General features: G+C 72.2%; 23 protein-coding genes. 10 read left to right on the top strand and 13 right to left on the bottom strand.

What is annotated here, in order from left to right:
- Positions 1–80: 80 nt before the first annotated feature.
- From NYP07_RS18280 to NYP07_RS18305, 6 genes are all read right to left on the bottom strand, one after another.
- A complete protein-coding gene (locus NYP07_RS18280; protein ID WP_268153021.1) occupies positions 81–890 on the bottom strand; it encodes a hypothetical protein in 810 nt (269 codons plus the stop codon).
- Between the two features lie 5 nt (positions 891–895).
- A complete protein-coding gene (locus NYP07_RS18285) occupies positions 896–1,651 on the bottom strand; it encodes a DUF899 domain-containing protein (RefSeq protein ID WP_268153022.1) in 756 nt (251 codons plus the stop codon).
- A 208-nt stretch (positions 1,652–1,859) separates the two neighbouring features.
- Complete coding sequence (locus tag NYP07_RS18290; RefSeq protein ID WP_268153023.1) at positions 1,860–2,516, bottom strand: NHL repeat-containing protein; 657 nt, start codon at positions 2,514–2,516, stop codon at positions 1,860–1,862.
- A 44-nt stretch (positions 2,517–2,560) separates the two neighbouring features.
- Entirely contained in the window at positions 2,561–3,781 is a 1,221-nt protein-coding gene (locus NYP07_RS18295; protein WP_268153024.1) for an HTH domain-containing protein, read from the bottom strand.
- Positions 3,782–3,832: 51 nt separating this feature from the next.
- Complete coding sequence (locus tag NYP07_RS18300; RefSeq protein WP_268153025.1) at positions 3,833–4,114, bottom strand: YoaK family protein; 282 nt, start codon at positions 4,112–4,114, stop codon at positions 3,833–3,835.
- Between the two features lie 3 nt (positions 4,115–4,117).
- The gene (locus NYP07_RS18305; RefSeq protein ID WP_268153026.1) at positions 4,118–4,444 is read right to left on the bottom strand and encodes a YbjQ family protein; all 327 of its coding nucleotides are present in this window, start codon (positions 4,442–4,444) and stop codon (positions 4,118–4,120) included.
- A gap of 103 nt (positions 4,445–4,547) precedes the next feature.
- Between NYP07_RS18305 and NYP07_RS18310 the strand changes: the two genes are divergently transcribed.
- The 3 genes from NYP07_RS18310 to NYP07_RS18320 all read left to right on the top strand — a co-directional run bounded on the left by NYP07_RS18310 (position 4,548) and on the right by NYP07_RS18320 (position 7,377).
- Complete coding sequence (locus tag NYP07_RS18310) at positions 4,548–4,742, top strand: oxidoreductase-like domain-containing protein (protein ID WP_268153027.1); 195 nt, start codon at positions 4,548–4,550, stop codon at positions 4,740–4,742.
- 173 nt (positions 4,743–4,915) lie between these two features.
- On the top strand, positions 4,916–5,332 hold the full coding sequence (locus NYP07_RS18315; RefSeq protein WP_268153028.1) for a hypothetical protein: 417 nt from the start codon (positions 4,916–4,918) through the stop codon (positions 5,330–5,332).
- Positions 5,333–5,505: 173 nt separating this feature from the next.
- Complete coding sequence (locus NYP07_RS18320) at positions 5,506–7,377, top strand: ABC transporter ATP-binding protein (protein WP_378990273.1); 1,872 nt, start codon at positions 5,506–5,508, stop codon at positions 7,375–7,377.
- Between the two features lie 174 nt (positions 7,378–7,551).
- On the opposite strand, the gene NYP07_RS18325 is transcribed toward NYP07_RS18320, so the two are convergent.
- A complete protein-coding gene (locus NYP07_RS18325) occupies positions 7,552–8,565 on the bottom strand; it encodes an alpha/beta hydrolase (protein ID WP_268153029.1) in 1,014 nt (337 codons plus the stop codon).
- 97 nt (positions 8,566–8,662) lie between these two features.
- Between NYP07_RS18325 and proC the strand changes: the two genes are divergently transcribed.
- The 5 genes from proC to NYP07_RS18350 all read left to right on the top strand — a co-directional run bounded on the left by proC (position 8,663) and on the right by NYP07_RS18350 (position 13,227).
- Positions 8,663–9,475 carry a pyrroline-5-carboxylate reductase gene (gene proC, locus NYP07_RS18330; protein ID WP_268153030.1) on the top strand — a complete coding sequence of 271 codons (813 nt, stop codon included), beginning with the start codon at positions 8,663–8,665 and terminating at the stop codon, positions 9,473–9,475.
- Complete coding sequence (locus NYP07_RS18335) at positions 9,476–10,018, top strand: chorismate--pyruvate lyase family protein (protein WP_268153031.1); 543 nt, start codon at positions 9,476–9,478, stop codon at positions 10,016–10,018.
- Between the two features lie 184 nt (positions 10,019–10,202).
- Entirely contained in the window at positions 10,203–10,751 is a 549-nt protein-coding gene (locus tag NYP07_RS18340) for a hypothetical protein (RefSeq protein ID WP_268153032.1), read from the top strand.
- A gap of 330 nt (positions 10,752–11,081) precedes the next feature.
- Complete coding sequence (locus NYP07_RS18345) at positions 11,082–12,233, top strand: HPP family protein (protein WP_268153033.1); 1,152 nt, start codon at positions 11,082–11,084, stop codon at positions 12,231–12,233.
- Complete coding sequence (locus NYP07_RS18350) at positions 12,223–13,227, top strand: Gfo/Idh/MocA family protein (RefSeq protein ID WP_268153034.1); 1,005 nt, start codon at positions 12,223–12,225, stop codon at positions 13,225–13,227. The genes NYP07_RS18345 and NYP07_RS18350 overlap by 11 nt, the downstream gene beginning before the upstream one ends.
- A 239-nt stretch (positions 13,228–13,466) precedes the next feature.
- Here NYP07_RS18350 and NYP07_RS18355 read toward each other — a convergent pair whose 3' ends face one another.
- A complete protein-coding gene (locus NYP07_RS18355) occupies positions 13,467–15,080 on the bottom strand; it encodes a S41 family peptidase (protein ID WP_268153036.1) in 1,614 nt (537 codons plus the stop codon).
- A 115-nt stretch (positions 15,081–15,195) separates the two neighbouring features.
- Positions 15,196–16,104: a 4-hydroxybenzoate octaprenyltransferase gene (gene ubiA, locus NYP07_RS18360; protein WP_268153038.1), complete on the bottom strand. Its 909-nt coding sequence runs from the start codon at positions 16,102–16,104 to the stop codon at positions 15,196–15,198.
- 73 nt (positions 16,105–16,177) lie between these two features.
- Between ubiA and NYP07_RS18365 the strand changes: the two genes are divergently transcribed.
- Both NYP07_RS18365 and NYP07_RS18370 read left to right on the top strand, forming a co-directional pair.
- Positions 16,178–16,552, top strand: a complete 375-nt coding sequence (locus NYP07_RS18365; protein ID WP_268153040.1) for a nuclear transport factor 2 family protein — start codon at positions 16,178–16,180, stop codon at positions 16,550–16,552.
- A 61-nt stretch (positions 16,553–16,613) separates the two neighbouring features.
- Positions 16,614–17,327 (top strand): glutathione S-transferase N-terminal domain-containing protein, encoded by a 714-nt coding sequence (locus tag NYP07_RS18370; protein ID WP_268153042.1) that lies wholly within the window; start codon positions 16,614–16,616, stop codon positions 17,325–17,327.
- Here the strand turns inward: NYP07_RS18370 and NYP07_RS18375 are convergent.
- From NYP07_RS18375 to NYP07_RS18390, 4 genes are all read right to left on the bottom strand, one after another.
- Positions 17,305–18,198: a DUF2145 domain-containing protein gene (locus tag NYP07_RS18375; RefSeq protein ID WP_268153044.1), complete on the bottom strand. Its 894-nt coding sequence runs from the start codon at positions 18,196–18,198 to the stop codon at positions 17,305–17,307. The genes NYP07_RS18370 and NYP07_RS18375 overlap by 23 nt on opposite strands.
- On the bottom strand, positions 18,195–18,629 hold the full coding sequence (locus NYP07_RS18380) for a hypothetical protein (RefSeq protein ID WP_268153046.1): 435 nt from the start codon (positions 18,627–18,629) through the stop codon (positions 18,195–18,197). Before NYP07_RS18380 ends, NYP07_RS18375 begins: the two co-directional genes overlap by 4 nt.
- Positions 18,630–18,719: 90 nt before the next feature.
- Complete coding sequence (locus tag NYP07_RS18385; RefSeq protein ID WP_268153048.1) at positions 18,720–18,896, bottom strand: c-type cytochrome; 177 nt, start codon at positions 18,894–18,896, stop codon at positions 18,720–18,722.
- 10 nt (positions 18,897–18,906) lie between these two features.
- Positions 18,907–19,095 (bottom strand): hypothetical protein, encoded by a 189-nt coding sequence (locus NYP07_RS18390; RefSeq protein ID WP_268153050.1) that lies wholly within the window; start codon positions 19,093–19,095, stop codon positions 18,907–18,909.
- Positions 19,096–19,246 lie beyond the last annotated feature (151 nt).

The raw sequence follows: 19,246 nt of genomic DNA on the forward strand, positions 1-19,246 counted from the left end.
TACATAAAGAGAATTCAAGGCATTTACATGCCTACAAAATGAAGTCCGATCAAAGGCCTAACTCGTTGATCTGCAAGGGATCAGTCGCCAATCTGACGGCCTGATTGACCGGAACTTCGGATTAGCGCGGCCCAGGCCGCGAGGGCCGTGGCGCCCAGCATCGCGGTCATGTGGGCGCCCACCGCGGCGAGCGCCAGCGCGAGCGAGCCCGACGCCGTGATCTCGCGGGCCGGCGAGGCGCTCAGGCACAGCGGCAGCAGCGCCGGCAGCAGCATCAGCCCGCTGCCATGGGCGGTGGCGACGCTGAAGGACCACAGGCCTAGGAGCGTGGGCGGCAGAGATAGCGGCCCGCGCCGGGGCGAGTTGCGGGGCCAGTCAAGACGCCGGCGAGGCGTTGGATGGGGGCCAACAACGAGCCGGCAACGCAGGATGGCCCCGCAAATCGCCCCGGCCCGAAGGGTTGAGCCCGCATGGGGGGCGATTCGGCGTTGCGCCGCTGGCCCGGGCGGCAAGCCCGGGCTGCGCACCGCGCCTTGCTTCGCCCCCCATGCGGGCTCAACGCGGGCCGCAATCTCTGCCGCCCACGCTCCTGCCCCGACCGGCCCGCCCCGGCGCGCGAGCCCCAGCCGCAGCAGCAGGCCCGCGAATCCGGCGCCGGCCAGCCAGGGCAGGCGGTCCATGGCCAGCCCGGCGGCCACCAGCGCCGCCACCAGCCCCACCGACGCCGCATGCCCGAGGGCCAGCGGCAGCAGCGCGCGCCATGCCAGGCGGCGGTCGCGCCGCCCGCAGGCCGCCGCCAGCGCCCAGCCGGTGCAGGGGTTGAGGCCGTGCAGCGCACCGGCGCCGGCCACGGCCAGCCAGGGCCAGATGCCGATGCCGCCGCCGCTCATGACGCTCAGGCCTTGGCGCCGCAGCAGCTCGCTGCCGGCGCGGCCAGGTCCTCGTAGCGGTCGTGGTGGCGCACCCAGGCCATGCCGCCGCCGCCCGCCTCGTCGCGGCCCTTGGGCGTCAGGTCCACCAGCCTGTAGGCGCCCATCATCACTTCCACGCCGCGCCCGAAGGTGGAGTAGGTGTGGAAGACCTGGCCGGCATCGTCCCTGCAGAAGATGCTGATGCCGGGCGCCTCCTCCAGCGGGAAGGGCGTCATGTGGAAGTTGTAGTAGACCGCGCCGTCGACGCGGTCCGCCGACGTGAAGCTGACGTGGAAGTCGCGGTTGAAGTCGTTGCCGTGCGACGAGGCCCAGGCGAACTGCCAGCCCATGCGGCGCTTGAAGGCCTCGATCTCGTCCAGCGGCGCGCGCGACACGGCAAGCAGCGCGATGTCGCGATGGGCCAGGTGGGGGGCCATGCCGTCGAGGTGGTCGGCCATGAAGGAGCAGCTCTTGCAGCCCTGCTCCCAGCCCAGCGCCAGCATGAAGTGCTGCACCAGCAGCTGGCGCCGGCCCTGGAAGAGCTCGGACAGCCGGCGCGGGCCGGCCGGCGTGTCGAACACATAGGCGGTGTCGTCCAGCTTGACCCAGGGCAGCGCGCGGCGCTCCTGCGCGATGCGGTCGCCAAGCCGGGTCAGCTCCTTCTCGCGGGCGAGCAGGGCCTTGCGTTCGGCGATCCAGCGGTCGCGGGTGACGATGGGGTGGGGTGTGGGGGCGTTCATGGTGTCTCTCTTTGGGTTGGATCAGCTCTGTGAGGAAATGCAGCGGCTCCACCCGGCCGGGTGGGGCGCGTTGCTCGGGGGGAATCAATGGGGGGTCTTCGGGCCGAGCGCCGGGCCGCTCCCAAGCCGGCCCGTCAGGCGATGTGCTTGCCGGTCGAGCCGGCAAGCATCGCCGTCCCCTCGGGGGACCGACCAGGCTGGCCCGCGTTCAGCGGGGCGAGGCTGGGCGAGGGGGCTTTTTCACCGCGCGGACCTTGCTGGAGTTGCCGCCGCCGGCGTAGAACAAGTCGGCGCCATCGGACTCCAGGCCGCTAACGGCGGTACCGGGCGGCATCTGCAGGCGCTCCAGCACGGCGCCGCTGCCGGGGTCGATGCGGCGGATGTCGCTCGCCTCGCCCTCCCAGGTGCCGTGCCAGAGCTCGCCGTCGACCCAGGTCACGCCGGTCACGAAACGGTCGGACTCGATGCTGCGCAGGATGGCGCCCGTCGCCGGGTCGATCTGGTGGATCTTGCGCCCGCGGTGCTGGCCCACCCAGAGGCTGCCCTCGGCCCAGGCCAGGCCGGAGTCGCCGCCCTGGCCCGGCGCCGGGATGGACGACACGATCTCGCCGCTGGCGGGGTCGATCTTGTCGATGCGGGATTCGGCGATCTGGTAGAGGTAGCGGCCGTCGAAGGCCGTGCCCGCGTCGGCCGCGCGGGCAATACGCCTCACGACCTCGCCGCTCGCCGGGTCGATGGCCAGCAGCGCCGCGCCGGCAGCGGCCCAGACGCATTCGCCGTCATGCGTGACGCCGCCGATGTTGGCAACGCCGGCAAAGGGGCCGTATTCGCGCACGATCTCGGCGGTCTGGGTCTTGGTGCTCATGGGTCGCTCCTGGCGGCGCGCCGTGTTTGGCGCATGACCGAAATCTACTCAGGCGGCAGCGCGGCGGGGAGTAACAAGATCGTCGTGAAACCCGTCAGCGGCGGCGCCAGCCAGCGTCGCGCCCGGGTCTGGCCGATGGCGCGCACGCGGCCGGCGGCCTCCAGCTCGGCCAGCTCGCGCTGCACCGTGCGCTGGCTGGCACCCAGGGCCTGGGCCAGGGCCGAGGTCGACCAGGCCGCGCCGTCGGCCAGCAGCGCCACCAGCTCGCCCTGCTCGCCGTCCATCGGCGGCGCCAGCGCCGCCACCTCGCGCCCGTCGCGGGGACGCAGCGCGAAGCCGCGTGGCGTGGCCTCGATGTCGGCCAGGCCTGCCACCAGTGCGCGCAGCCGGCCCATCTCGACGCGCAGCCGCGCACGATGGGTCTCGTCGGCCTCGCGCAGGCGGAAGGCCCGCGCGATCAGCGCATCCCGGCCCGCGTCGCCCGGCCAGGCCTCGGCCAGCGCCCGCAGCAGCGTGAACAGGATGGGCCGGCGCGCCAGCGGCAGCACCGCGTCGCCTGCGCGCAGCGCATGCCGGCATGCATCCACGACGAGGGCATCCGAGCCGAGCAGCGCGGCCACCTCGTGCAGGCGCAGCGGCTGCGGCGCGCCGCCGTCCATGCGCCGCGCGGCCGGCTGCAGCAACAGGGCCTGGGCCTGCGCGACCTCGGCCTGCAGGGCCGGGATGCCGGCACGCCGCGCCGCATCTTCGGCTCGCGCGAGCGCGGCCCGGGCGTCGGCCATGCGCAGCGGACGCAGGGCCAGCTCCGCCGCCGCCAGCGCGGCCACGGCCGCCGGCAGCGGCGGCAGGCCCAGCGTGTCGACCGGCGCGAGCAGCGCGGCGGCCTCGTCCAGCCGGCCCAGCAGCAGGCAGCGCCGCGCCGCGATCAGCCGCGCCTGCAGCGCGTTCGTGCGGTCGCCATGCGCCTCCAGCGTGGCCATCGCGGTGGCCAGCGCGCGCGGCGGAGCGCCGAACTCGCGCTGCGCCAGCGCCACCTCGGCCTCGGCAACGACGCAGCGTGCCCGCGCCAGCCCCTCGTGCGCACCGAAGCCGCGCGCCGCGCGCTTCAGTAGCTCGCGCGAGCGCGCCAGCTCGCCGAGCTGGGCCATCGCAATGCCGCGCAGCGCCAGCGCCGGCGGGTCGTCCCGCAGCGCGACATGCTTGAGCGCCCGCAGCGCGTCGCCGGCGGCGAGGGCGCGTGCGGCGGCGGAGATCAGCGAGTCCATCCCTCAAGGCTAACTTGCCGGGCCTGCGCTGCCCGGCCGCCGCCCGGGCGTTCAGTCGGCGGGCTCGTAGCGCCGCTCGCCGCTATGTGGGTCGTAGAACACCTGCATCGCCTGCCCCGACTCGGGGTCGATGAAGCGCTCGTCGGTCTTCTGCCAGCCGTCGCCGTCCTCGGTGCGGCGGTCCTTGTAGCGCCAGCGCTCCACCAGCACGGCCGCGGCGATCATGCCGCCCCAGATCGCAAGGGGCGTCGCGTCGCGATGGCCGGCCAAGCGGGCGCCCAGGCCGACCGCGCCGACCGCCAGCGCGACGATGAGCAGCAGCCTGCGCAGCATGGCTCAGGCCGGCAGCTTTTCGACCACCACGGCCGTGCCGTAGGCGACGATCTCGCTCATCGTCTGGCCCATCTCCGACGAGTCGAAGCGCATCATGACGACGGCATTGCCGCCCATCAGGCTGGCGTTCCTGACCATGCGGTCGATGGCGTGGCGGCGGGCTTCCTCCAGCAGCAGCGTGTACTCGGTGATCTCGCCGCCGACGAGGGAGCGCAGCCCCGCCAGGATGTTGCCCGCCAGCCCGCGGCTGCGCACGACGACGCCGAAGACCTGGCCCCTGACCTCGACGACGCGGTGGCCGGCGAGGTTTTCCGTGGTGACGATGAGCACGCTGCTCTCCTTGGGACTGGGGTGAGTCGATGCTAGGCGCGCCGGCATCAGGAATTCGTTAGGACGGCCGCCGGCGATTCACGTCGCCGGACAATCCACCGCGATGACCGCGCCCCCCGATCCCGATCCCGACCCCATGCCCCAGCCGCCGCCGGAGCCCGACTTCGACGCCTGCTGCGGCAACGGCTGCTCGCCCTGCATCTTCGACCTGCACGACCTCGCGATGGACGAGTACCGCCGGGCGCTGCGGGCGTGGCGCGAGCGCTCGCAAACCCGCTTTGGCGGGCGCCCGGGCTGACGTAGGCTGCCGCCACCCCTGAAACCTCCAACCCGAGGAGTCAGCGATGCCCAAGCTCTTGTCCCTGGTGGTCTGCACGGCGGTCTGGATGGTCGGCATCGCGGGCCTGGGCCTGATGATCTTGGGCATGCGCTGAAGCACAATCGCCGCGCCCACCGCTGCCACCCTCCGCCATGCGCCTGAAGATCGCCCTGTCCGTCGTCGCCCTGCTGCTGCTGATCGCGGCCTGGTTCGCCTTTGCCTGGCGCTGGAGCTATTCGGAGGGCGAGCGCGCCGGCTGGGTGCAGAAGTTCTCGCGCAAGGGCTGGGTCTGCAAGACCTGGGAGGGCGAGCAGGCCCTCGTGTCCCTGCCCGGCACCAGCACGGTCGAGAAGTTCCAGTTCACCGTGCACGACGCGGCCACGGCCGAGGCCATCAACAAGGTCATGGGCAAGCGCGTGAACCTGCACTACGAGGAGAAGGTCGGCCTGCCGGGCTCCTGCTTCGGCGAGACGCGCTATTTCGTCACCGGCGTCACCGCGGCCGACGAGATCTCGCTGACGCCCGGCGTCGTCGTGCCGGTGCCGCCGGCCTCGGCCGCCAGCCACTGATACGGCTTCGCAATCAAAGCGCTCACTGCGTTGCTTCGCCTTGCCGTGCCAAAGCACTGTCTGCGGCTTCGCGCCTTGTTATCACTTTGATTGCAAACCCGTATGAGCCGTCGAGGCCAGGCCCGCGGGCCTGATGCCATGCGCTGGCAGCACTGCCCGGCGACACTCGCCGGATGGCTTCCCTCTTCCAACCGCTGACCGCGCGCTTCGAGCGCCTCGTCGACCCCTATCCCGAGCCGGCCGGGCCCGCCGCCCAGCCGGAGGCGCTGCCGGCGCGCTTCTTCGCCTTCCTGTGGCGCTGCGCGGACGGCGTGAAGCGCCACCTCCTCGTCGTCACGCTGTTCACGGCCGGCATCGCGGCGGCCGAGGCCCTGCTGTTCAGCCTGATGGCCGCCCTCGTCGACGGCCTGTCCACCCTCAAGCCGGCCGAGCTGTGGAGCCGGCCCCAGCCCGTCGTGCACGGCCTGCTGGCCGCGCTGGCGGCCCTCGTCGCGTTCGCGGCCGCGCAGGCGCTGACCAAATACCAGGGCGTGTTCGGCAACTTCCCGATGCGGCTGCGCTGGATCTTCCACCGCCGCATGCTGGCGCAGAGCCTGGCCTTCTTCGGCGACGAGTTCGCCGGCCGCATCGCCACCAAGGTCATGCAGACGGCGCTGGCCGTGCGCGACACCTGGCTCATCGTCGTCGACATCCTCGTCTACGTGGCCGTCTATTTCGGCACGCTGGTCGGCATCGTCGCCAGCTTCGACGCGCGGCTGATGCTGCCCTTCGCGGCCTGGCTGGCCCTCTACCTGCTGGCGCTGCGCTTCTTCGTGCCGCGCCTGGGGCAGATCGCCCAGGCCCAGGCCGATGCGCGCAGCCTGATGACGGGCCGCATCACCGACGCCTACACCAACATCGCCACCGTCAAGCTCTTCGCCCACGGCCGCCGCGAGGCCGCCCATGCCAAGGCGGCCATGCAGGACTTCATGCTGACGGCCTATGGCCAGATGCGCCTTGTCACCGGCTTCGAGGTCGTCAACGCGCTGCTGTCGGCCCTGCTCGTCGGCAGCACGGCGCTGCTGGCGCTGTGGCTGTGGGGCGTGTCGGCCATCGGCGTCGGCGCGGTCGCGGCGGCCACCGCGATGGCGATGCGGCTGAACGGCATCTCGCACTGGGTCATGTGGGAGATGGCGTCGCTGTTCGAGCACATCGGCACCGTGCAGGACGGCCTGGCCACGCTGAGCAAGCCGCAGACCGTCGTCGATGCGAACTGTGCAACCGCGCTGACCGTGCAGCGCGGCGAGGTGCGCTTCGAGCAGCTGCGCTTTGCCTACCCGAACGGCAAGGTGGTGGTGGACGGCCTGGACCTGACGATCCGGCCCGGCGAGAAGATCGGCCTCGTCGGCCGCAGCGGTGCCGGCAAGAGCACGCTGGTGAACCTGCTGCTGCGCCTGCACGACCTGCCGGCGGACGGCGGCCGCATCACGATCGACGGCCAGGACATCAGTCACGTCACGCAGGACAGCCTGCGCCGCCACATCGGCATGGTCACGCAGGACACCTCGCTGCTGCACCGCTCGGTGGCGGACAACATCCTCTACGGCCGCCCGGACGCGAGCCGCGCCGAGCTGGAGCGCGCCGCCGGGCGCGCGCATGCCGACGAATTCATCGCCGGCCTGTCCGACGCCAAGGGCCGCAGCGGGTTCGAGGCCCATGTCGGCGAGCGCGGCGTCAAGCTCTCGGGCGGCCAGCGCCAGCGCATCGCCATTGCCCGCGTGATGCTGAAGGACGCGCCCATCCTGCTGCTGGACGAGGCGACCAGCGCGCTGGACAGCGAGGTCGAGGCCGCCATCCAGCAGTCGCTGTATTCGCTGATGGAAGGCAAGACCGTGGTCGCCATCGCGCACCGCCTGTCCACCATCGCCGCGCTGGACCGCCTCGTCGTCATGGACGCCGGCCGCATCGTCGAGCAGGGCAGCCATGCCGAGCTGCTGGCGCATAACGGCATCTATGCGCGGCTCTGGGCGCACCAGAGCGGCGGCTTCCTCGGCTTGGAAGACTGAGAGCTTGAGAGTCTTTCACCCCTGCCCGCCTTGCACGCCAAAACACCCCCGCTCGTCGTTGCAAATGCTCGCCATAGCCCGAGCTATGGCTGTGCTTTGCGCCTAGATCGGCGGCGTTTTGACGCGCCTTTCGGGCACGGCCGAAAAACTCTCAAGCTCTGAGCCTAGAAACGGCTAACGTGCCGAAAGCGCGGTGCTGACCGGCATCGTCGCGCCGCGCAGCTGCGCATCGATGAAGGCCGTGCTGAGCCGGAAGCCCTCGCCCACGTCGGACTGGGCCGCCTCCGTCGCGCTGCCGCTGCGCGGGCCGCGTGCGCCACCGCCGGCCGGTCCCTGCGGGCCGCCGCCCTCCGCGGCGCCCCGCCTGCGGCCGCTCGTGCCGCCGCCCATCCCGCCGTTCTGCATGCGGTGCTGGTCCTGCGCATGCCAGCCCTCGGGCGCCAGCGTGCCGGCAAGGGCCGCATGCGACACGCCGCCCAGCGTCAACAGCCAGCCGCTGCCCAGCGCGAAGCCGTCGAAGGCCTGGCGGCGCTCGGCCGGGCGGTGCAGCAGGCCGAGCGGGTCCTGGTCGAGCTCGCTGGTGACGAGCAGCGTGGCCGCGCCGCCGGCGGGCGCCCGCATGGCCGGCGGGCTGATCGCGACGATGGCCTGCCAGCCGGCGTCGGCGCGTGCATCCAGCGCCGTCTGCGCGCCGGTCTCGTAGCCGGCCAGCGCGGCATGGCCCCAGTCCAGCGCCGGTTGCGCAGCGCGTAGCGCGGGCAGCAGGCGGCGCAATGCGTCCAGCCGCTCGGCGCGCAGCGCGTCGCCGTAGTGCAGCAGGCCCAGCTCGCGGAACTCGCCCGTGCGCGCCAGCTCGGAGCGCCAGGCCGCCGCATCGGCCTCCAGCGGCTGCACGGCCAGCACCGTGTAGCCGGCCTGGGCCCAGGCCGACGCCCAGCGCTGGCCGCTGTCGTGCGCCTGGCTGCCCTGGCCGAGGCCGGGCAGGTAGACGATGACGGGCGTTGCGGCCGGCGCAGCGGCGCTGCGGGTCAGGCTGACATGCCGGCCCTGCACCTCGAAGCCCGCCAGCGCCAGGTGCAGCTGCTGCGTCGCCGTCTCGGCCCAGGGCTTGGGCGCCGGCGGGCCGCCGACGCAGGCGGCCAGCAGGGCACAGGGCAGCAGGACGGTGGCGAGGCGCGACAGGAGCATGGCGGCGGGCGGCAGTGGATGGGGCAACCATAGCCCGGCCGTGTCGCTACTTTGTGTCTCGGCGCCTGCGGAAAAACGCGACGCTTAGACTTCGCGCATGAGTTCCCAAGTGATTGCCTTCATCGGCGGCGGCAACATGGCCAGCGCCATCATCGGCGGCCTGCTGCGGGCCGGCCTGGCACCCGCGCAGCTGCACGTCGTCGAGCCGCATGCACCGCAGCGCGACAAGCTGCGGGCCGAGTTCGGCCTGCAGGCGCTGGCCGCGGGCGACGCCAGCTTGGGGCGTGCCGGCACCGTGGTCTGGGCCGTCAAGCCCCAGCTCTTTGCCGAGGCGGCCGCGCCGCTGCGGGCCTGGGTGGGCGGCGCGCTGCAGCTGTCGGTGATGGCCGGCATCCCTTCCGCCTCGATCGCGCGGGCCAGCGGCAGCGAGCGCGTCGTGCGCAGCATGCCCAACACGCCGGCGCTGATCGGCCAGGGCATTGCCGGGCTGTATGCGCGGCCGGCGGTGTCGGCCGAGGAGCGCGCCACCATTGAGGGCCTGCTGGCGCCGACCGGCCAGACGCTGTGGGTGGAGCGCGAAGAGGACCTCGACGCGGTCACCGCGCTGTCGGGTTCGGGTCCGGCCTATTTCTTCTTCTTCGTCGAGGCCATGATGGCCGCGGCCGTGGACATGGGCCTGACGGCCGAGCAGGGCCGGCGCCTCGCGCTGGCGACCTGCGCTGGCGCCGCGGCCCTGGGCCTGGCCTCCGACGAATCGCCGACGACGCTGCGCGAGCGCGTGACCAGCAAGGGCGGCACGACGCATGCGGCCATCACGGCCATGCAGGCGGATGCCGTCGACGCGGCCATCCGCCGCGCGGTGCTGGCCGCGCAGAAGCGTGCGGCGGAACTCGGTCGCGAGTTTGGCTGAGTGGGCATTGCGACCAGAGACAGCCTGCGCGACTGGCTGCGCGCACCGGGCTCGCTGAGCCGCCGTCTGGCCAAGCTGGGCGCGCGCTTCGAGGTGCAGCTGCTGCGCCAGGGCGTCGCGCCCTTCCGGGCTCTGGAGCGGCTGGCCCTGGGCCTGCCGCCGCGTGGGCTGACGGTGGTGCGCGAGGTCATCCTGCGCGTCGACGGCGAGCCGCTGGTCTGGGCACGCTCGGCCGTGCACCAGCGCGCGACGACCGGCCCCTGGCGCGCGCTGAAGGGCCTGGGCAGCCGGCCGCTGGCCCATCTGCTCTACGACGACTACCGCATCCATCGCAGCGAGCTGCAGCCGCGCCGCCTGGCCCGCCAGGGCCACACGCGCCGGCACGCGGCGCGCCAGTGGCAGGCCGCCGTCGGCGCGCCGCTGCCGGCGCAGATGCAGTGGTCGCGCAACTCGGTGTTCAGCCGCGGCGGCGCGCAGCTGCGCGTGATGGAGCTGTTCGCTCCGGCCCTGGCCGGCCAACGCCCGGGGCGGCCGCGCCGCTAGCGGCGTCCCCCGCCCGATGGGTCCGTCGGCTGTCGCTGAGCTGACGCTGTGGGGATGGAAGTGTTTTTACGGAGTCATAAATTCGCGACTCGACCATAAACGCTTCTAAACTCAACCGCACCAGAGGGGCGTTAGACGACCTGCCGCGCACCGCGACGGCGGGCGATAGAAGAAGGGGCAAAACATGAAGACCCGGGACGTGGTGATCTTCAGCGGCGAACGCTTTGTCGTGCCGCAGTGCATTCAACGGATCGACCATCTGTCGACACATGGCTGGCAGCTGCGCTACGGCGGCACCAAGCTCTACTCCGACCATAGCCAGGATGGCAGCGGCGCCCGCAAGGCGCTGGCACTGGCCACCAAGGAGCTGCTCAAGCGCATCGCGACGATGCCGGCGCCGTCCAGGCTGCGCCGCACGCCGAGCCGCAAGAAGCAGAGCGACCTGCCCTCGGGCATCTCCGGCCCCATCGTGCGCCAGCGCGCCGGCAGCCGGGTGCGCGACTGCAGCTTCGCCGTCACCTTGCCGCGCTTCGGCGAAACGCCGCTGGCGCGCAGCGTCTACATCGGCACCGAGAACACCTACACGGTGGAGCGCTACCAGGAGGCGCTGGAGCGCGCCGTGGCGCTGCGCGAGAAGGCCGAGGTCGCCTACCAGCGCGCCGCGACCAAGGAGCGCCGCGCCCAGGCCGTGACGCTGAAGGCGCAGATGAGCGGGCTGCTCGGTAAAGGCTAGCAGGGGTATTCCGGGCCGAGCGCCGGGCCTGCCATTGGCCGGAGGCCAATGGCCTTCCGTAGGCACAAGCAGTCCGCAGGGACTGCCTGTGTCCGACTCCAGTTCCCAAGCCGGCCCGCCTGAGGCCGGACACGGCAAGTCCTGTGGACTTGTCGTGCCTGCCGAAGAGCAGCGCGCGCCGTCGGCTGCGCGGTCTGCAAGACCGGCCGGACTCGCCCGCGTTCAGCGCGGCGAGACCAGACGAGGGGCTCCATGAAACCCGTTTGAACCGGCAACGGCGCCGGTGGCGGACACAATCGGCGGCCTGGCCTTCCTGCCCTGCCGCCGCCCATGCCCGACACCGCTGCCCCGTTGCCCGACCGCGTTCTCGCCTGGCTGAACGCGCTGCGGCCTGCGCCGCAGGCGGTCAATGCGCGCGAGCGGCTGCGTGTCGTGCTCGGCGCCGGCCTCGGCCTGCTGCTCGCGGGGCTGCTCAGCCATGCGGCGATGGCGCCGGGCCTGCCCTGGCTCGTCGCGCCGCTGGGCGCGAGCGCGGTGCTCATCTTCGGTGTGCCTGCCAGCCCGCTGGCCCAGCCCTGGGCCGTGGTGGGCGGCAACACGCTGTCGGCCCTGGTCGGCATCGCCTGCATGCAGTGGCTGCCGCTGCCGCCGCTGATGGTGGCAGCCGTCGCCGTGGCCCTGGCCATCGCCGTGATGTTCACGCTGCGCTGCCTGCACCCGCCCGGCGGCGCGGCCGGCCTGCTGATGGTGCTGACCGCGACGCACGACTGGCATTTCGCCTTCGTGCCCGTGGCGCTGAACTCGCTGCTGCTGGTGCTGGCCGGCATGGCCTACAACACGCTCACCGGCCGCCGCTACCCGCATGCCCAGCAGGCGCATGCGCCGCAGCCGCAGGGCGCCAGCGTCGCGCCGCCGCGCTTCGGCGATGCCGAGCTGGACGCCGTGCTGGCCCGCTACAACCAGGTGCTGGACGTGCCGCGCGACGACCTCGCCGACCTGCTGCACGAGGCCGAGCTGCTGAGCTACCGCAACCGCCTCGGCGGCCTGCGCTGCGCGGACATCATGTCCAGCCCCGTCATCAGCGTCGAGTTCGGCACGCCGCTGGCCGAGGCCTGGGCGCTGCTGCAGCAGCACGGCATCAAGGCCCTGCCGGTGGTGGACCGCGTGCAGCGCATCGTCGGCATCGTCACGCGGGCCGACTTCATGCGCGCCGCGGAGGCCGAGCAGCGCGAGGGCCTGGCCGGCCGGCTGCAGGCGCTGCTGCGGCCGTCGCCGGCCACGCACTCGACCAAGCCCGAGGTCGTCGGCCAGATCATGAGCCGCCAGGTGCGCGTGGCCAGCGCCGAGCGCGCCATCGCCGAGCTGGTGCCGCTGTTCTCCGACACCGGCCACCACCACATCCCCATCGTCGGCGAGCAGGCGCGGCTCGTCGGCATCCTCACGCAATCCGACCTCGTGAAGGCACTCAGCCATGGCCCGTGACGATATCTTCCGCTGGGGCGTCATCGGCCCCGGCGGCATCGCCAACCGTTTTGCCGGCGCGCTGGCCGCCGTGCCGGGCGCGCACCTGGCTGCCGTGTTCGCGCGCGACGCGGCCAAGGGGCAGGCCTTTGCCGAGCAGTGGCGCCACGGCGGCGAGCCCGCCCGCGTGACGACGGACCTCGCCGAGCTGCTGGCCGACGCCACGGTGGACGCCGTCTACATCGCGACGCCGCATTCCCACCACGCCGAATACGTCCGCGCGGCCCTGCTCGCGGGCAAGCCGGTGCTGTGCGAGAAGCCCCTGGTCACGTCGCTGGACGAGGGCCAGGCCCTCGTGGACCTGGCGCGCGAGCGGCACGTCTTCCTGATGGAGGCGCTGTGGACGCGCTTCCTGCCCGCCTACGAGCTGGCCGGCCGCTGGCTGCGCGAGGGCGCCATCGGCGAGCTGCGCGCGATGCAGTCGAGCTTCTGCTTCTCGGCGCGCTACGACCCGCAGCACCGCGCCTTCAACCCGGCGCTGGCCGGCGGCGCGCTGTGGGACATCGGCATCTACAACCTGGCCGTCACGCGCTGGGTGTTGCAGCAGATGAACGACGGCGCCTGTCCCGAGCCGGTCGCGCTGGACGTGCAGGCCCAGCTGGCGCCGACCGGCGTCGACGCCGCCGTCCACGTGACGCTGCATTTCCCGGGCGGCGTGGTCTCGCAGTTCCGCTGCGGCTTCGACGCCCACTCGATGAATGCCTTCGAGGCGCTGGGCACCCAGGCGGCGCTGCGCTTCCCGACCGACTTCTGGCAGGCCGAGGCCGTCGAACTCGTCGTGCGCAAGGCGCCGATGCAGCGCGAGGCGGCGCCCTTCGTCGCCAACGGCTTCGAGGGCGAGATCGCCGAGGCCCAGGCCTGCATCCGCGCCGGCCTGCCGGAGAGCCCGCGCATGCCCCACGCCGAAACTCTGGCCCTGCTGCGCTGGATGGACGCGATCCGCGCCCGCTTTTGAAGCCCCTCGTCCAAGGTCTACCTTGGCCGGTCTTGCAGACCGCGCCGCGGCTTGCGCCGCAGCCCTTCGGCAGGCACGACAAGTCCACAGGACTTGCCGTGTCCGGCCTCAGGCGGGCCGGCTTGGGAACTGGAGTCGGACACAGGCAGTCCCTGCGGACTGCTTGTGCCTACGGAAGGCCATTGGCCTCCGGCCAATGGCAGGCCCGGCGCTCGGCCCGCAGAATTCCGACACGAGCCCTAACGCGGCAGCAGCACGGCGTTGCTGCGCCCCGGATGTCGCCTGGGCAGCAGTGGCACGGCGCCTTCGCCGGTGGCCGTGCTCTGCGCATGCATGGTGGCAGCCGCGGCGCCCGGCAGGACCGGGCAGCTGCCCTTGTCCAGGTGGCCCAGGGCCGTCGCCAGCATGGCCTCGGACGGGTCGCCCAGCGCATGCGCGAAGTCGTCGCCGACGCTGCAGCCGTGCACGAAACGCTTGCCGGTGTCGGCGCCCGCCGTGGGCTCGAAGCCGTCGGCGTAGTCGCCGAAGCCCTTGTCGTTGACGCCGGCGAACTCGATCGGCAGATAGCTGACGCCGCAGTTGTCCCTGGCCGTGAAGCCATAGGGCTTGCCGCAGGTCTTGCCGCCCACCAGCACCACGTCGACATTGACGCCGCGCAGGCCGTTGATGAGGGTCTCGCTGGCCGAGCAGGTGCCCGACTGCGCCAGCACATAGACGCGCGTCAGGTTCAGCGCCGGCAGCGGCTGTGCGTTCGTGCAGTTGTTGCCGACGAGATAGCAGGACTTGCTCTGGAAGGGCGTCGACGTGTTGTCGCCGCTGCGCCGCGCGTTGTAGGTCAGCGACTCGAAGTTGTGGCCGCTGGTGGCGACGGTGCCGGCGATCATCGTGGCCAGTTCGCTGGCAATGTAGAGATAGCCACCGCCGTTGTAGCGCAGGTCCAGCACCAGCTCGCGCAGGCCCTGGGCCTGGAAGCCCTGCATGGCCGTGATGAGCTGGGCCTCGGACGGCGCGATGTGGTCGTTGAAGACCAGATAGCCCGCCCGCGTGCCGGCCGGCGTCGTGACGATGCGGGCGATGGGCACGGGCGTCTTCGTGACGTTCGCGCTGGTCAGGCTGCGGTTGACCGTCGCGCCGTTGGCGCGCGTGAACACGAAGCTGTGCGGCGCGTTCAGCGCGCTGGGGAACAGGGCCGCGTTCAGCGCGTCCACGCCGGCCTGGTCGGCGGCATCGGCGCTGGTGCCGTCCACGCTGACGAGCTGGTCGCCGCGCATCAGGCCGGCCTGCTCGGCCGGGCTGCCCGGCTCGACGTAGGCGATGCGGATCTGCCGCGGCGGCGTCGTGTTCGTCAGCTTCCACTCGATGCCGTAGCCGGCCTCGACGGCGTCGGCGAACAGCGCGTTCCAGGACGCGGTCGAGATCGTGAAGCTGAAGCGGTCGCGCTTCCGGCCGCTGTCGGTCAGCTGCGTCGTCTTCAGCGCCTGGAAGTAGTTGTCCATCGCGACATAGGCGTCGCTGCCGCCGTAGGCCGCGCCGCTCGGGTCCACGGCGGGCACCTGATCGCGCCAGAGGTAAGCCTCGTCGAAATAGGCGCGCAGCCACTTCTTCTCGGTGTCCAGCGTGGACGTGCGCAGGTTGGCGGCGGCCAGCGTGTTGCTGGCGGCGCACTGCTGCGCGAAGCTCGACGAGGGGCCGGCCGGGCCGAACGAGGCGCTGCCCGAGGAAGAGCCGGACGACCCGGACGAGCCCGAGCTGCCGCCGAACATCGGCGTGCCGGCCGGGCCGCCGCCACCGCCGCAGCCGCCCAACACCAGGCCCAGGACCAACGCCGCAACGCCGCGGATCGGATTCGACATCGCATCACTCCCTGCAAATTCGTTCATCGAAGGGCGGTCGCTGCCGCCTCGGGACGAATGTAATGGGAATTTCATGCGCCTCTGCTAAGGGCTCTGCGGCGCAGGCCCCTGGGCATCAATGGCGCAGCGCGAGGTCCAGCACCGTGCCGGCGAAGAGGGCGAAGCCCAGCCAGTGGTTGGCGCGGAAGGCGCGGAAACAGGGCTCGCGCTCGCGCCCGCGGATCAGCACGAAATGCCAGGCCGCCTGCGCCGCCGCCACGGCCACGCCGAGCAGGAACCAGCGCCCGAGGCCCAGCCGCAGGCTCAGCCAGGTCCACAGCCCGAGGTGGAGGGCGTAGAAGGCCATGATGCCCGCCACGTCGAAGCGGCCCAGCGCGACGGCCGAGGAGCGCACGCCGATCTGCAGGTCGTCGTCGCGGTCCACCATCGCGTATTCGGTGTCGTAGGCCAGCACCCAGAACAGATTGGCCACCAGCAGCGCCCAGGCCGACAGCGGCACCGAGCGCAGATTCCACTCCGTGCCGCCCAGCGCCGCCGCGAAGGCCATCGGGATGCCGAAGGAGAAGGCCACGCCGAGCACGGCCTGCGGCATGGCCAGCACGCGCTTGGCGAAGGGGTAGGCGATGGCCACGGCCAGCGCCGCGAAGCTCAGCACGATGGTGGGCGGGTTGGTCGTCAGCACCAGGCCGAAGGACAGCAGGGCCAGGGCCGCGCCGAGCCCCAGCGCCTCCTTCACCGACACGGCGCCCGTCGTCACCGGGCGCTGGGCGGTGCGTTTCACGTGGCGGTCGAAGTCGCGGTCGGCCACGTCGTTGACGCAGCAGCCCGCCGAACGCATCAGCACCGTGCCGAGGGTGAACACGGCCAGCAGATGCCAGCCGGGGAAGCCGTCCGCAGCGATCCACAGCGCCGACAGCGTCGGCCACAGCAGCAGCAGCCAGCCGGCGGGGCGGTCCCAGCGGATCAGCTGCAGATAGAGGGCCAGCCTGGACGGGGGCGTGGCGGTGGGGGAGGGAGAAGACATGCGGGCATTTTCACGCCGCCCGGCGGGCGCTTTGTTGGCATAGTCGGCGCAGGCCCACCCCGACCCGCCCGCCATGAGCCTGTCGACCCGCGACCTCGTCCTCCGCCACTGGCAGCTCGCCAACGCGCACGACTGGGTCGCGTTCGCCCGGCTGCTGCACCCCGCCCTGGTCTACGAGGCGCCGCAGAGCCGCGAGCGCATCCGCGGCGCGCTGGGCTATGTGGACTACTATGCCACCTGGCCCCAGCCCTGGCGGGTCGAGGTGCAGAAGTGCATCGCCGACGACGCCGGCGCGATGACCCGCATCGACTTCGTCAGCAGCGCACCGACGATGACGGGGCTGACGATCTTCGACATCCAGGACGGCCTGATCGCGCGCGTGACCGACTACTGGCCCGACCCCTACGAGCCGGGGCCGCGGGCGTCGGTGCACGTCGAGCGCTACTGAAACGGCTTGCGTAGACCCCATGCGCCGCAGGCCATGGCAGCGGCGCCTACAGTCGCCCGCCATGACAGACCTCAGCGCCTTCCCCATCACGAAGAAGTGGCCCGCCGCCCACCCGGACCGCCTGCAGCTCTACTCCCTGCCCACGCCCAACGGCGTGAAGGTGAGCATCATGCTGGAGGAGACCGGCCTGGCCTACGAGCCCCATCTCGTCAGCTTCGACGGCAACGACCAGCTCAGCCCCGAGTTCCTGTCGCTGAACCCGAACAACAAGATCCCGGCCATCATCGATCCCGACGGCCCGGGCGGCGCGCCGCTGCCGCTGTTCGAGAGCGGCGCCATCCTGGTCTACCTGGCCGACAAGACCGGCCGGCTGCTGCCTTCACTTGAGCAAGACCCGGCGCGGCGCTACGCGGCGCTGCAGTGGCTGATGTTCCAGATGGGTGGCATCGGGCCGATGTTCGGCCAGGTCGGCTTCTTCCACAAATTCGCCGGCAAGGACTTCCAGGACAAGCGCCCGCGCGACCGCTACGCGGCCGAGGCGCGCCGGCTGCTCGCCGTGCTGGATGCGCAGCTGAAGGGCAAGGCCTGGCTGCTGGGCGACGAGTACGGCATCGCCGACATCGCCACCTTTCCCTGGGTCAACAACCTGATCGGCTTCTACGGCGCCGGCGAGCTGGTCGGTTATGCCGGCTTCCGCGAGGTCGACCGCGTGCTGCAGGCCTTCCTTGCGCGGCCGGCCGTGCAGCGCGGGCTCAGGATTCCGGCGCGGGGCTAGCGCGGTGCCGGTCCCCGGCCTGCGGCAGGCAGCCGGCGGAAAGCGGCGCGCCGTCATCGCGGCTCAGCACCCCCTGCGGGCCATGGCAGAACTCGACGCGCCGCGCGGCGGGCCAGCGCCGCGCCGCGAAGGCCTCCAGGCTGGCCGGCAGGCTGGTCTGCACGATGCCGGCGTTGAGCTGCTCGGCCGGGTGGTCGCCGAAATGCAGCCAAGGCACGAAGCGGCCGGCCAGCATCAGCCAGGGCGAGGCCTGCACCGGTTCGGGCGCATAGCCCTCGCGCCTCAGCCAGGACTGGGCCTCCTCGCGGCTCGCGCTGCCGGCCGTGGCTGCGGCCATCAGCTCCGCGACCCACTGGTTGCAGTTCTGGAACATCGTGCTGAAGGGATAGGCGTTGGCGCTGTAGCGCGCATTCAGCAGGCCGAGCGCGATGCCCTTGTCCAGCGTCGCCGCGGCCAGCGGTGCGGCGGCTTCGGGCGGCAGCAGCAGCAGGCTGACATGGCCGAGGTCGGCGTCGTCGCTGCCCGACACGAAGCCGGCCAGGCCCTGGTCGAACAGGCGCGGCGCGCCTTCGGCGCAGGCGTAATAGAGCTGGCGCACGGCCCAGGGGCTGCCCAGGCCGTCGGCCAGCGCGATGCCGGCGTGCGAGTAGCGCAGGCCGAAGCGCGACAGGTCGGTGCCCGAGCGCGAGATCAGCGCGGCCCGGGCGCCGGACTGGGCCAGCGCCTCGCGGATGACGGCCGCGAAGCGCAGCAGCCGGTCCTGCTGCGTAGCCGTGATGTCATGGCTGCGGTCGCAGCCGCGCGGCGGCGAGCCGGCCTGAGCCGTGTGCGCAGCCAGCGCGAAGGCCGCCGCCGCGGCGACGCGGATCAAGGCGTGACGACGCGCGCCGCCAGCTCGCGATGCCAGGCGTCTTCCAGCACGAGGTAGAAGGCCTGGCCGGTGTCGGCATGCGCGAACGCGGTGCCATAGGGCTGGGGCGTGGCCTGCACCTCGTCGCCGACGTTGACGGCGCGCGCGGCCAGCGCCTGCCGGGGCAGGGTCAGCTCGACCGGCTCGGCGCCGTCGCGCCTGAGCGTCAGGCGCAGCTTGCCGGCCTCCTCGGCCCGCGCCACCTCGGTGACGCGGTAGCGGCCCTCGGCGTGGCGTTCGCCGCCGCTGCTGCTGCCGGAGGACTGCTTGAAGGACTCCGACACGCTGCCCGACGAGGCCGAGCCGGCGCCGGCAGCGGAGGAGACAAAGGAATCGGCCTGCGCGGCCGTGGCGGCGGCAAGGGCCAGCGTGGTGATGAGGACGAGGCGCATCGTGGGGCTCGCGGGTGATGGGACGACAGGCCGACGATAGCGCGGCCAGCCGTCGCGGCGTTGACAGTCAGCCCCGCGCGCCTGCACCCATCACTTCGGCGCGTCCAGCTTCAGGATCCAGCCCACCAGTTGCCGCGCATCCGCCTCCTTGATCGCGACCTCGTTGGGCGGCATGGCCAGGCCGCTGACCTTGCCCTTCCAGTGGCTGCTGTAGGGGTTGGAGCCGGTCATCACGGTGCGGGTCAGCTGGTCCTGCGCGCCGGCCACGCTGCGTACTTCACCGCCACGTCGCGCCGATGGGCCCGAGCCCGTCCGGGCCCGTGGTGCCGGGTTCGATGTGGTGGCAGATCATGCAGCCGCTGCCGGTGGCCAGCTTGAGCATGGCGGCGTCATCGGGGGCAGGCGCTGTCCAGGCCGGCACCGCGGCCCTCGACATCGCGGGCAGTGAACACAAGCGTGATTTCATGGGTATCTCTCCGTGGATGAAAGCCGAGTTCGCATGCAGGCTAGGAGCGCCCGGTTGGCCCGGCTTTGACCACCGTCAACCGCGCCGACGGAATTGCCACCGTGGAACAACCGCATGGCACCGCGGCCACGCCGGCGTCCCGGGCTGGAGC

It is taken from the genome of Pelomonas aquatica, assembly GCF_026712205.1.
GTDB lineage: Bacteria > Pseudomonadota > Gammaproteobacteria > Burkholderiales > Burkholderiaceae_C > Pelomonas > Pelomonas aquatica.